The organism is Micromonospora sp. NPDC051925, from assembly GCF_044548625.1.
Taxonomy (GTDB): domain Bacteria; phylum Actinomycetota; class Actinomycetes; order Mycobacteriales; family Micromonosporaceae; genus Micromonospora.
Genome location: NZ_JBIUCH010000010.1, coordinates 102,227 through 114,352, shown reverse-complemented (window position 1 = coordinate 114,352; position 12,126 = coordinate 102,227). Strand labels below are relative to the sequence as shown.

Annotated in this window: 9 protein-coding genes; 5 read left to right on the top strand and 4 right to left on the bottom strand. The window is 73.0% G+C overall.

The features are described from left to right. Positions 1-14 precede the first annotated feature (14 nt). From ngcE to ACIG87_RS15615, 5 genes are all read left to right on the top strand, one after another. On the top strand, positions 15-1,451 hold the full coding sequence (ngcE, locus tag ACIG87_RS15635) for an N-acetylglucosamine/diacetylchitobiose ABC transporter substrate-binding protein (protein ID WP_396851191.1): 1,437 nt from the start codon (positions 15-17) through the stop codon (positions 1,449-1,451). 20 nt (positions 1,452-1,471) lie between these two features. Then, entirely contained in the window at positions 1,472-2,380 is a 909-nt protein-coding gene (locus ACIG87_RS15630; protein WP_088645682.1) for a carbohydrate ABC transporter permease, read from the top strand. 1 nt (position 2,381) lies between these two features. Beyond that, positions 2,382-3,302: a carbohydrate ABC transporter permease gene (locus tag ACIG87_RS15625; RefSeq protein WP_396851190.1), complete on the top strand. Its 921-nt coding sequence runs from the start codon at positions 2,382-2,384 to the stop codon at positions 3,300-3,302. Positions 3,303-3,528: 226 nt separating this feature from the next. Beyond that, the gene (locus ACIG87_RS15620; protein WP_396851319.1) at positions 3,529-5,193 is read left to right on the top strand and encodes a bifunctional 3'-5' exonuclease/DNA polymerase; all 1,665 of its coding nucleotides are present in this window, start codon (positions 3,529-3,531) and stop codon (positions 5,191-5,193) included. A gap of 321 nt (positions 5,194-5,514) precedes the next feature. After that, on the top strand, positions 5,515-6,108 hold the full coding sequence (locus ACIG87_RS15615) for an NTP transferase domain-containing protein (protein WP_396851189.1): 594 nt from the start codon (positions 5,515-5,517) through the stop codon (positions 6,106-6,108). A gap of 301 nt (positions 6,109-6,409) precedes the next feature. On the opposite strand, the gene ACIG87_RS15610 is transcribed toward ACIG87_RS15615, so the two are convergent. The 4 genes from ACIG87_RS15610 to ACIG87_RS15595 form a co-directional block, all read right to left on the bottom strand. Then, complete coding sequence (locus tag ACIG87_RS15610) at positions 6,410-7,060, bottom strand: hypothetical protein (RefSeq protein WP_396851188.1); 651 nt, start codon at positions 7,058-7,060, stop codon at positions 6,410-6,412. Between the two features lie 143 nt (positions 7,061-7,203). Then, entirely contained in the window at positions 7,204-8,013 is an 810-nt protein-coding gene (locus ACIG87_RS15605; RefSeq protein ID WP_396851187.1) for a metal-dependent hydrolase, read from the bottom strand. Positions 8,014-8,115: 102 nt separating this feature from the next. Beyond that, positions 8,116-9,948 carry a protein kinase gene (locus tag ACIG87_RS15600; protein ID WP_396851186.1) on the bottom strand — a complete coding sequence of 611 codons (1,833 nt, stop codon included), beginning with the start codon at positions 9,946-9,948 and terminating at the stop codon, positions 8,116-8,118. A gap of 95 nt (positions 9,949-10,043) precedes the next feature. Beyond that, positions 10,044-12,116 carry a protein kinase gene (locus ACIG87_RS15595; protein ID WP_396851185.1) on the bottom strand — a complete coding sequence of 691 codons (2,073 nt, stop codon included), beginning with the start codon at positions 12,114-12,116 and terminating at the stop codon, positions 10,044-10,046. Between the last annotated feature and the right edge of the window lie 10 nt (positions 12,117-12,126).

The following is a 12,126-nucleotide window of genomic DNA, read 5'->3' as shown; positions in this document are numbered from 1 at the left end:
AAGGAGAGACGACGATGTCGAATACCCCCGAGACCCCCACCGCGCTGAGCCGCCGCACCCTGCTGGGCCGTACCGCCGCGGCGGGCCTGCTCGCCACGCCGGTGGTCAGCCTGCTCGGCGCCTGCGCCACCAGCGGCTCCGACGAGGGCACCACCAAGGCCGAGGAGGGCGCCAAGAGCGCCGGCAACCCGCTCGGTGTCAAGGAGGACGCCGCGCTGGAGGTGGTCATCTTCAACGGCGGCTACGGCGAGAAGTACGCCACCGACGTGCACGAGCCGCTCTACAAGAAGGCGTTCCCGAAGGCGGAGATCAAGCACCAGTCCACCCAGGCGGTCTCCACCGTGCTCCAGCCCCGGTTCGCCTCGGGCAACCCGCCGGAGTTCGTCAACAACTCCGGCGAGAAGCTGATCGACTTCGGTTCGCTGGTCGCCGACGGCCAGTTGATGGACCTCACCGAGCTGTGGGACGCCCCGTCGGTCGACGACCCGAACAAGAAGGTCCGCGACACGGTCGTCCCCGGCACCGTCGAGGCCGGCTCGTTCAACGGCAAGCCGTACGTCCTGTACTACGTCTCCACCGTCTTCGGCATCTGGTACTCGGGCAAGCTGTTCACCGACAACGGCTGGGCGCCGGCCAAGAACTGGTCGGAGTTCACCGCCCTGCTCGACAAGATCAAGGCCAAGGGCATCACCCCGTACGGCTACGCCGGGGCGAACGCGGCCTACTACCAGTGGAACGTGATCCTGACCCACGCCGCCAAGATCGGCGGCACCGACGTGCTCAAGAACATCGACAACCTGGAGGACGGGGCCTGGCAGCAGGACGCCGTCAAGCAGGCCGCCGAGGCGTGGGCCGAGATCGGCGCGAAGTACGTCGACAAGAGCTTCGAGGGGCTCAAGCACACCGACGTGCAGCTGCGGCAGAACCAGTACAAGCTGGCCTTCTACCCCAGCGGTGACTGGCTGGAGGGCGAGCAGAAGAAGGACACCCCGGCCGGCTTCGACTACCAGCTGATGCCGGTGCCGAGCCTGTCCGCCTCGGACAAGCTGCCCGCCACCGCGGTGCGGGCCACCGCCGGTGAGGGCTACTTCGTCTCGGCCAAGAGCAAGAACCCGCGTGGCGGTCTGGAGTACATGCGCCAGATGCTCTCGGTGGCCGGCGCGAAGGGCTTCACCGAGGTGGTCAAGGCCCCGACCGTGGTCACCGCCGGCAGCGCGGGCTTCGCCTTCCCGCCGGGTGTGGCCAGCTCCCAGGCCGCCCTCAAGGCCGCCGGCCAGGACGTGTTCAACCTGTACTTCGACGGCTGGTACAAGGAGCTGGACACGGAGGCGCGGACCGCCACCAACGAGCTGATGTTCGGCCGGATCAAGGCGGACGCCTTCGTGGAGCGGATCCAGAAGCGGGCCGACGCGATCAAGAAGGACAGCTCCGTCGCCAAGTTCACGCGCTGACCGAACGGAGTAGCGGGATCATGCGGCACGGCAAGTATCCGTTCGTGATCGGGTTCCTCTTCGCCCCGGTCACGCTGTACGTGGTCTTCGTCATCGCACCGTACGCGCAGGCGTTCCAGATCTCGATGACCAACTGGCGGGGGCTGTCCGCCCCGCAGTGGGTGGGCTTCGACAACTACCGGCGGCTGCTCGACGACGGGCGGTTCTGGCAGGCGGTCCAGCACCACGGCGTACTGCTGCTTGCCCTGCCGCTGATCACGATCGCCATCGCGCTGTTCTTCGCCTTCCTGCTCAACGTGGGCGGGCGCAGCGTGGGCGGCCAGCGGCAGGGGGTCCGGGGGTCGAAGTTCTACCGGGTGGTGTTCTTCTTCCCCCAGGTCCTGGCCGTGGCCATCATCGCGGTGCTGTTCCAGATGGTGTACCGACCCAACGAGTCCGGCCTGATCAACGGCGTGCTGATGAAGCTCGGCCTGGACCCGGTGCTGTTCCTGATCCGGCCGAACCTGGCCCTCTGGTCGATCATCGCGGTGCTGGTCTGGCAGGCCGTCGGCTTCTACGTGGTGCTCTTCTCGGCCGGGATGGCCTCCATCCCGGGCGAGATCTACGAGGCGGCCGAGATGGACGGGGCGAGCAAGGTGATGCTCTTCTTCCGGGTCACCCTGCCGCTGCTCTGGGACACCCTCCAGGTGGCCTGGGTCTATCTGGGCATCGCCGCGTTCGACGCGTTCGCCATCGTCGCGGTGCTCTCGGTGGACAGCGGCGGCCCGGACGGCGCGACGACGGTGCTGGCGGTGGAGATCTACCGCAACGCCTTCGTCTACTCGAAGTACGGCTACGCCTCGGCGATGGGCGTGGCGCTGTTCTTCCTCACCCTCACGTTCGCGGCGCTGACGCTGCGGTTGACCAAGCGGGAAAGCGTGGAGTACTGAGATGGCCGCACAGACGACGCTGCCGCCGGCCTCGGCGGACACCCCGCCGGGCCGGCCCGCCGCCCGCGCCCGCCGGGCCAGGGGCGAGCACCACGAGGTACGACTGTTCAGCGGGCTCGGCCAGCTGGCGCTCGCCGTCTGGGCGGTGATCGTCATCGTGCCGATCCTCTGGACGTTCCTGGCCGCGTTCAAGAGCACCGGCGAGATCTTCAGCAGCCCGTGGACGCTGCCGGCGGAGCTGCGCTGGGAGAACTTCGGCCGGGCCTGGACCAAGGCGCACGTCGGCCGGTACTTCCTCAACAGCGTCTTCGTGGTGTCGTGCAGCACGTTCGGCACCATGCTGTTCGGCTCGATGGCGGCGTACGTGCTGGCCCGGTACAAGTTCCGGGGCAACCGGGCGATCTACTACCTGTTCGTCTCCGGGTTGGCCTTCCCGGTCTTCCTGGCGCTGGTGCCGCTGTTCTTCGTGGTCCGCAACCTGGGTCTGCTGGACACCCACACCGGCGTCATCCTGGTCTACATCGCCTATTCGCTGCCGTTCACCATCTTCTTCCTGGCCGCGTTCTTCCGGACGCTGCCGAACTCGGTGGCCGAGGCCGGGATGATCGACGGCTGCTCGCACACCCGGCTGTTCTTCCAGGTGATGCTGCCGATGGCCAAGCCGGGCCTGATCAGCGTGGCGATCTTCAACATCATCGGGCAGTGGGCGCAGTACCAGCTGCCCCTGGTGCTGCTCTCCAACGCCAAGGACAAGTGGGTGCTCACCCAGGGCATCGCCGACATCTCGGTCAACGCCGGCTACGAGGCCGACTGGTCCGGCCTGTTCGCCGCCCTGACCATCGCCATCCTCCCGATGATCATCGTGTACGCGATCTTCCAACGGCAGATCCAGTCCGGCCTGACCTCGGGCGCGGTGAAGTAACCCGGCAGACCGTCGGCGGCGGGGTGGGCGCTCCACCTCGCCGCCGTCGTCGTGTCCGGCCCGGTACCGCACCGCCGGCCTGATCCGATGGTGCGGGGCCTGATCCGACGGTGCGGGGCCGACCCGATGGTGCGGGGCCGACCCGATGGTGCGGGGCCGACCCGCGTACCCGGTCGGGGTGTCACAGGGGCGGGGCAGAATCGGGTCCGTGGCGGTGGTGGCGGTGGTGGCGGGCGAGCGGGGCGGCGGGGCGCTCCGGCCGCTCGACGACGCCGGTCGCCCGGCCGGGCCGGTCGAGGTCGTCGACGACCTGCCCGGTGCCGTGGCCGCGCGCGAGGCGGCCGCGCATCCGCGCTGGGTGTGGGCGGCCGGCGCAGCGGTCTACCCACCGCTGCTGCGCGCCGGGGTGCGGGTCGAGCGCTGCCACGACGTCGAACTGACCGAGGCGCTGCTGCTGGGGCACGCCGGCCGGTGGGGTGAGCCCCGCTCGCTGGCCGCCGCGTATGCCCGGCTCACCGGGGCCGCCGTCCCGCCCGACCCGCCGCCCCGGCCGCCCGCGCCGCCCGGCCACGGCCAGGCCGTCCTCTTCGAGGCCGTCCCCGGCCCGCCGGCCCCCGGCATCGACACCCTGACCCTGGTGTACGCCGACCAGCTCGCCCAGGTCGCCGCCACCGCGCATCCCGGCCGGTTCCGGCTGCTGGTGGCCGCCGAGTCGGCCGGCGCGCTGGTCGCGGTGGAGATGGCCGCCGCCGGGCTGCCCTGGCGGGCCGACGTGCACGACGCGATCCTCGCCGAGCTGCTGGGCGAGGTGTCCCCGGTGGGTGGCCCGCCCCGGCGACTGGCCGAGCTGGCCGCGCGGATCGCCGATGCCTTCGGCGTCCGGCAGCTGCACGCCGACTCCCCGGCGGAGCTGCTGCGCGCGTTCGCCCGGGTCGGCGTGGAGCTGCCCAACACCCGGGCCTGGGTGTTGCGCGGCGTCGACCATCCGGCGGTGCCGCTGGTCCTCGAATACAAGGAGCTCTACCGGATCTGGACGGCGCACGGCTGGGCCTGGCGGGACGCCTGGGTCCGCGACGGCCGGTTCCAACCGGAGTACGTCCCCGGCGGGGTGGTCTCCGGCCGGTGGGCGACCCGGGGCGGCGGCGCGTTGCAGATTCCCAAGGTGATCCGCCGGGCGGTGGTGGCCGATCCGGGCTGGCGACTGGTGGTGGCCGACGCCGGTCAGTTGGAGCCCCGGGTGCTCGCCGCGGTCTCCGGCGACGCGCGGCTGGCCACCGCCGGCGCGGCCGGTGACCTCTATGCGGCGCTGGCCCGGGATTCCTTCGGCGGTGACCGGGCCCGCGCCAAGCTCGCCCTGCTCGGCGCGATGTACGGGCAGACCGGCGGTGCGGCGCTGCCCGCCCTGGCGGTGCTCAAGCGCAGCTACCCGACCGCCTTCGGCTATCTGGAGGCGGCGGCCCGTACCGGCGAGGCGGGCGGCCTGGTCCGGTCCTGGCTCGGCCGGACCTGCCCGCCGGGGACAGCGGGTTTCGGCGACGGCGACGACGCCCTGCCGGTTCCGGACGCCGGGTCGGACCCGCACTCCCCCCGGGCTCGGGCCGCACGGTCCCGGGGCCGGTTCACCCGGAACTTCGTCATCCAGGCCACCGCCGCCGAGTGGGCCTCGACGTTGCTCGCCACGCTCCGGGGCGAGCTGGCCGGGACCGGCGGGCAACTGGTCTTCTTCCAGCACGACGAGGTGGTCGTGCACTGCCCGGCCGACCAGGCCGACATGGTGGTCGAGGCGGTCCGCCGCGCCGGGATACGCGCCTCGGCGCTGCTGTTCGGCGATTCCCCGGTCCGCTTCCCCCTGGAGCTGTCCGTCGTCGACTGCTACGCCGACGCCGACTGACCGCATCGGGCAGCCTCGCCTGCTGTGCTGACGCGGCCTGACCGGCATCCGGCCCAGCATCGCCTGCTGTGCCGACGCGGCCTGACCGGCATCCGGCCGTGGCCTCGCCTGTTGTGCCATGCGGGCTGGCCGCGTCCGGCCGTGGCATCGAGTGCTGTGCCGAGGTGGGCTGGTCCCGCCCCGCCGTAAACTGCCGTGCCGACGCAGCTCCGCCGCACGCGCTCGTGGACGTCGGGCCATGGATATACGCGTGAAATATCCGTTTCGCCCCGACACTCATTCCCCCGGGGGCTCGTTGCACCCGGTGTGCGTATCGCAGGAATGATCATCGCGGCGGGCGGGGGACGCCGGCTCGGCGGCCCCGAGGCGTTGCTGAGCCAGGGTGGCCGGCCGCTGGTCAGCCGGATGATCGACACGATGACCGAGGCCGGCTGCGGACAGTTGGTGGTCGTGTTGGGCGCGGCGGCCGACGAGGTCCGCACGGCCGCCGACCTGAGCTCCGCCACCGTGGTGGTCAACCGGGCCTGGGGGACCGGAGTCGGCTCGTCGATCCGGGCCGGACTGGCCGCGCTGGCCGACGAGCGGGTCGAGGCGGTGGTGGTGGTGCCGGTCGACATGCCCGGTCTCACTCCGGCGGCGGTCCGGCGGGTGGCCGCCCTCCCGTACCCGGATGTGCTGGCCTGCGCCACCTACGACGGGCTGCGCGGCTACCCGATGCTCTTCGGCCGCCGGCACTGGGCCGGCATCGCGACCCTGGCCAGTGCCGACGTCGGAGCCCGCCCGTACCTGCTGGCGCACAAGGACCAGATCGTCGACATCGCCTGCGACTCGGTCGCCGACGGCAACCGGGTGGACACCCCGGAGCTGATGGCGCTCTACGGCCTCACCGTGCCACCCCAGCGGGTCGGCGCCTGAGCCACCCCCAGCCCGCCGCCTCACCTGCCCGCGCCGCCGCCTCAGCTCGTAGGCCGTCCCACCTATCCGCACCGCCGCTTGAGCCCGCACCGTCGTCTCGCCTGCTCGCACCGCCGCCGCCTGAGCCCGCACCGCCGTCCCACCTGCCCGCACCGCCGCTTCAGCTCGCACCGTCGTCTCGCCTGCTCGCACCCCCGCTTGAGCCCGCACCGCCGGGTCACCTGCCCGATCCGCCGGGGGCATCTGCCCGCACCGCCGTCCGTGTCCGACCCCTCCGTTCTGCCGGCCCGCTCGGGGCCGTTCAGTCGTCGGGTGGGCGGCAGACGTCCACTGTCTGGTGCGGGCGCAGCCGTCGGTCGAACGCGACGGTGACCGCCGGACGATCGGCTATCGCGACCCGGACCGTCCGCTCGCCGACGAACTCGGCGTCGATCCGTCCGGCGGGCCACTCGTGCCGGCAGGTGACCAGTTCCCGCTCGGCGTCGTGGCTGAGCAGCCCGGCTCGGGACCGGACCCGCAGTTCGGTGTGCGGGAGGTCCTTCCAGTCGCGGGTGTCCAGCCGGACCACCGCGTACCGGCCGTCGGGGGAGACCGCCAGCGTCGAGTCCCGTTCTACGGTCGAGGCGAAACCGGTGCGGAACATGCCCCAGGCGGCGGTGCCCACGCCGAGCAGCACCGCGCAGCCGAGCGCGCCGAGTCGTAGCATCGTCGAGGCGGGGGGCCGCCGGGTGGCCAGCCAGCCGGCGGCCACCAGCGTCAGCGCGGCCAGCGTGGCCAGCCCGAGCAGGGGTAGCGGTCGGTGCAGGAACCGCAACGCCGGATAGAGCCGGGCGTACCCGGCGTCCCAGAGCACCCCCGCGAAGAGGGTCAGCGACAGCAGGGTCAGCACTCCAGCGAGCAACCGTCCGCAAAAGGACCCGGCAAGGGGGCGGATCCCAGGACCGGCGCGCATGCTCGCATCGTAGGCGTGCCCCCCACCCCCGGTATCCCCCGGTGATCAAGAGGTTTGCGTCAGCCTCAAGATCATTCTTGACACAAACCTCTTGATCACCGGCGGCGGGCGCGCGTGGGGGCGCCGGGGTGGGGTGGGGTGGGTCAGACGTCGATGTTTAGGCGGTCGAGGACTGAGGGGGCGACCAGGCCGATCGTTGCGAGGACGGAGAGGACGGTCAGGGCGGTGCGCAGCACCACCACCTCGGCCTTGCTGCCGGTACGTAGGGCGATGCTGTTGGGCAGGCCGATCATCGTCCACATCCGACGCTTGATCGGAATCGGCCAGAGGATCGGCACCCCGGCCTTGGTGATCATGTCGCCGAGGATGTGCACGAAACAGCCCACCCCGACCGCCAAACCGATCATCGGATAGCCGCGATCGCCGGGCAGGTTGGCGAAGGTGAACCAGGCGGCGGCGGCCGAGACGAGCGTGACGATCACCCAACCGGCCCGCTCGGCCCACTTGTCGAAGAGCCCGCGCAGCGCCAGCCCGATCATGAAGAACAGGATGCCCACCACCGCCCACTTGCCGTACGCGGCGCAGAGCGTGGTGGTGCCCCAGCCGACCAGCACGGTGAACGGGATGGTGTGGGTCAACGTACGGTGGCCGTTGTTGCGGCGCGGATCCCGGCTGAGCTTGGTGGCGTAGTAGACCCCGAGTGAGATTTTCTCCATCACCTCGGCGACGAAGAGCGAGAAGACGCCGAAGGTGCGGGCCACCGTCGCGCCACCCTGGTTGCGGGTGACCTTGCCGGAGAGGTCGAGGTCGGGGAAGAGCGCGCCACCGGCGCAGACCGCCGTGCCGACGGCCAGCGCGAGCGGAGACTGGTGGTAGTCGGCGAAGTAGTCCAGTGCCCACGACCCGGTCAACCACACCGCCGCGCCCGACAGTGCGTGGGACGGTCCCATCATGTCGCCTCGCCCCTCCCCAGGTTCTTGATCGACAAAGCTACGCCACTGTGTCAGAACTCCCGCCGACGGGGCAATCACCCGGACGGTCCACAGGGGAGCGTGTCAGTCGGCGGGGCGGAAGCTCTGCCGGATCATCAGGAAGTACGTGGCGTTGACCTGCCAGTCGAACTGGTCCGTCAGCCATGAGACGGTGTAGGCCCGCTCCGGGGCGACCCGCACCAGCAACCGGGCGGTGTGCAGCCGTGAGCCGGCCGCGCTGGTCCACTCGCACTCCCACAGCGCACCGCCCCGGAACATGTCCAGCGCGGAGATCTCCACCCGGCGATAGCCGGCGAGCCGTCCGGCGTCGGTGAGCCGGCGCTCCTCGGCCTTCCAGTACGCCACCGGGTCGGCCGGCGCGTCACCCGCAGCGACGCTCAACACCCGGGGGCCGTCCGGCTCCCGCAGACAGGTCACCGCGCCCTCGGTGTAGCGCAGCCAACCGGCCGGCGCGGCGATCCGGAACCCGGCCGGGTCCACGTACCAGGTCCAGCCCGGAACCAGGCCGAACCGCTCACCCGTCGGCGGCGGTGCGGACCGGACCGGGGTGGCGTCCGCCGGCGCGGGCGCGGCACACGGGAAGGCTGCCGGCCGGGCCACCGGGCTGCCGGCGCCGCCACCCGGCGAGGACGGCGGGGACTCACCGGTCCGCAGCGCGAGCGTCGCCCCGCCCCCGGCCAGCAGCGTGCCCGCGACGGCCACCGCGACCAGGGCGATCCGGCGACGGCGGCGGAGACCACCGACCGGCGGCAGGGTGTCCCCGGTGGTCTCGCCCGCCACCGGCCCGCTCGCCGCCCGGACCCGCACCGGCCCGGTCGGACCGCCCGGCCCCAGCGCCAGGTTGACCGCTCGGGGAGCGGGACCACCCGAGCGCGAAGTCAGGCCACCCGAGCCCGAAACCAGGCCGGCCGATCCCGGGGCCGGGCCGACCGCCGGCACCGATGCCGGGGTCGCGCCGAAGGTCCCCGGCCCGGTGGGCATTCCCGGCCCGGTGGGCATTCCCGGCCCGGTGGGCATTCCCGGTCCGATGGGCGTTCCCGGTCCGATGGGCGTCGTGCCGAGCGCCTCCGGTCCGGCGGGCGAGGGCACGAGCGCCGCCCGTAGCAGCGGCTCCGTCTCGGCGGCGGTGAGCCGTCGGTCCGGGTCGCGACGCAGCAGGCCGTCCAGCGCCGGGCGCAGCGGTCCGGCCCGGCGCATCGGGTCGGGGGGCTCGGTGGCCAGCGCGCTCAGCGTCGCCATCGCGCTCATCCGGGCGTACGGGGACTGCCCCTCCACCGCCGCGTAGAGCGTGGCGCCCAGCGACCACAGGTCGGTACGCGGGTCGGAGACCCCGTCGCGGGCCCGCTCGGGGGCGACGAACTGTGGCGAGCCGAGCACCAATCCCGGTCCGGTCATCACCCCGTCGCCGCCGTCGAAGGTGGCCAGCCCGAAGTCGGTCAGCACCACCCGCCCGTCGTCGCCGACCAGGACGTTGTGCGGCTTCACGTCGCGGTGCAGCACCCCGGCGGCGTGCGCGGCGCGCAGTGCGGCCAGCACCGCCAGCCCGATCTCGGCCACCCGGTGCGGGGCCAACGGTCCTTCGGCGTTCAGCAACTGCTGCACCGACCGGGACGGGACGTACTCCATCACGATCCAGGGGCTGTCCCCGTCGTGCACCACGTCGTAGATGCGGACCACGTTGGGGTGGTTGAGCCGGGCCGCGGTACGCGCCTCGCGCAGCGTGCGCAGCCGCAGCTCCTCGCGCTCGGACTCGGCGAGCCAGTAGGGTGGGACGACCTCCTTGACCGCGACGTCCCGGTGCAACATCTCGTCGCGCGCCAACCAGACCCGGCCCATCCCCCCGGTGCCGACCAGATCGAGCAGCCGGTAGCGCCCGGCGACCAGCTGCTGGTGCACGACGTTCCCCCTCAGCTACCCCCGCTACCAGCGTATCCATCCAGCTGCGGTTTCTCGACCGCGGTGGTGGCGCTGGCCGCAGCGTCGGGTGCGGGTCAGCGGGGTGAGGTGACCTCGGTCGACCGGCCCCGGAAGCTCTCCCGGGCCACCCCCAGCTGTCCGGTCGACTCCCCCCAGTCCTCGTCGGCTGCGGACCAGCTGAGGACGAATCCGGCCAGGTCCCGGCCGGCGATCAGCCGGACGCCGTGCTCCCGGCCGCCGAACGGGGTGTCCCAGCGGCACTCCCACTGGGCGCCGTCGCCGTCGAACGCGGCCAGCTTGATCTTGTCGTACCCGGGCAGGGTGTCGGCGGCGAGCTGCTCGCGTTCCTCGGCACGCAGCCGGTCCAGGGCCTCGGTGCCGTCGACGGGCACCGGCTGCACGCTGAGCGTCCGACGGCTGCCCGGGTCGCGGAAGCAGATCACCATCCCCTCCTGGCTACGCAGCCAGCCGACCGGCACGGCGATCCGGTAGCCGGCCCCGTCGTACCAGGTCCAGCCGGACGGCGGACGGAATCCGTCGTCCACGGTCGCCGGTCGGCCGGTGACCTCCGTACCGACCGGTTCGGGGCGCAGGCACGGCAGAGGGGGTGGGGTGACGCCCCCTCTGCCGGGGGGCGGGCCGGGCCGATCCTGGTTCGGAGCCGGCTGGCTCTGCGGGCGGGCCGACGGTTCGCCGCTGGTCAGCACGTTCGTCCGGCCCGGTCCGGCCCGGTGGTCGTCGCGGTCGATCGCGACGGTGGTGCCGATGCCGACCGTCGCTCCCAAGGCCAGCGTCACCCCGGCCAGTACCCAGCCGCGGACCCCGCCCGGCAGCCGGGCCAGCGCCCCCGCCGCCCGCCGCCCCGGCACCCCACCCGTGCCGTCCCGCCCCGGACCGCGTCCTCCCGGCCCGCTTGGCCCCGGCCCGCCTGGCCCTGGCCCGCCTGGCCCTGGCCCGCCTGGCCCTGGCCCGCCTGGCCCTGGCCCGCCCGGCCCCGGAATGCCTGGCCCCGGGCCGCCCGGGTAGGGGCCGCCCGGGTCAGCGCCGCCCGACGCCGGACCAGCTGGCTTCCGGCCGTCCGGGTGCGGGCCGGGGGGACCGGACGACGCCGGGCGCTGGGCCGCGACGGGCTGGTCGGCCGCCGTGGTGGATCCGGAGGCCCCACGGCCGGGCGGGCCCCAGTCCCGTTCGTCGTCGAGGTCCGCCCGGCTCCTCGGCGGCCGGTCCGTCGGCTGGTCGGCGGGATCGCCGACCGCGTGGGGCCAGCGCGGCGCTGTCCGGCCCGCCGGACGGGCGACCGGCAGCACCACCGTGGGGGGTTCGGAGCTGGGTGCCGGTCGGAGCACCCGTTCCAGCCGGCGGCTCGCCTCGTCGTGGCCGATCCGCTGACGGGGGTCGCGCAGGAGCAGCCCCTCCAGCACCGGGCGCAGCGGGCCGGCGTGCGGCGCCGGGTCCGGTGGCGAGGTGGCCAGGGCGGCCAGGGTGGCCATCGCGGTGCTCCGGGCGTACGGGGAGCGCCCCTCCACCGCGGCGTGCAGGGTGGCCCCGAGCGACCACAGATCCGCCTCCACGCTGGACACCCCCTCGGCGGCGCGTTCCGGGGCGACGAACTGCGGCGAGCCGAGCACCATCCCGGGGCGGGTCATCAACCCGTCACCGCCGTCGAAGGTGGCCAGTCCGAAGTCGGTGAGCATCACCCGCCCGTCGTCGGCGACCAGGACGTTCTGCGGCTTGACGTCGCGGTGCAGCACTCCGGCGGAGTGCGCGGCGCGCAAGGCGGCCAGCAGCGCCATGCCGATGTCGGCGGCGCGGACCGGGTCGACCGGGCCGGTGGTGTCCAGCACCGTCTGCAACGACTGCGAAGGGACGTACTCCATCACGATCCACGGTCGTTCCTCGACCTGCACCACGTCGTAGAGCCGGACCACGTTGGGGTGGTTGAGCCGGGCCGCGGTACGCGCCTCGCGCAACGTCCGCAACCGCAGCTCGTCGCGTTCGTCGTCGGCCAGCCAGGCGGGGGGCACCACCTCCTTGACCGCCACCTCGCGGTGCAACACCTCGTCCCGGGCCAGCCAGACCCGGCCCATGCCACCCCGGCCCACCAAGTTCAGCAGGCGGTACCGGCCAGCGATCACTACCTGCTGCACCGTTCTCCTC

Coding starts and splice junctions, on each gene's coding strand:
- ACIG87_RS15630 (WP_088645682.1), top strand. CDS start 1,472: ATGCGGCACGGCAAGTATCCGTTCGTGATCGGGTTCCTCTTCGCCCCG.
- ACIG87_RS15625 (WP_396851190.1), top strand. CDS start 2,382: ATGGCCGCACAGACGACGCTGCCGCCGGCCTCGGCGGACACCCCGCCG.
- ngcE (WP_396851191.1), top strand. CDS start 15: ATGTCGAATACCCCCGAGACCCCCACCGCGCTGAGCCGCCGCACCCTG.
- ACIG87_RS15605 (WP_396851187.1), bottom strand. CDS start 8,013: ATGATGGGACCGTCCCACGCACTGTCGGGCGCGGCGGTGTGGTTGACC.
- ACIG87_RS15610 (WP_396851188.1), bottom strand. CDS start 7,060: ATGCGCGCCGGTCCTGGGATCCGCCCCCTTGCCGGGTCCTTTTGCGGA.
- ACIG87_RS15615 (WP_396851189.1), top strand. CDS start 5,515: ATGATCATCGCGGCGGGCGGGGGACGCCGGCTCGGCGGCCCCGAGGCG.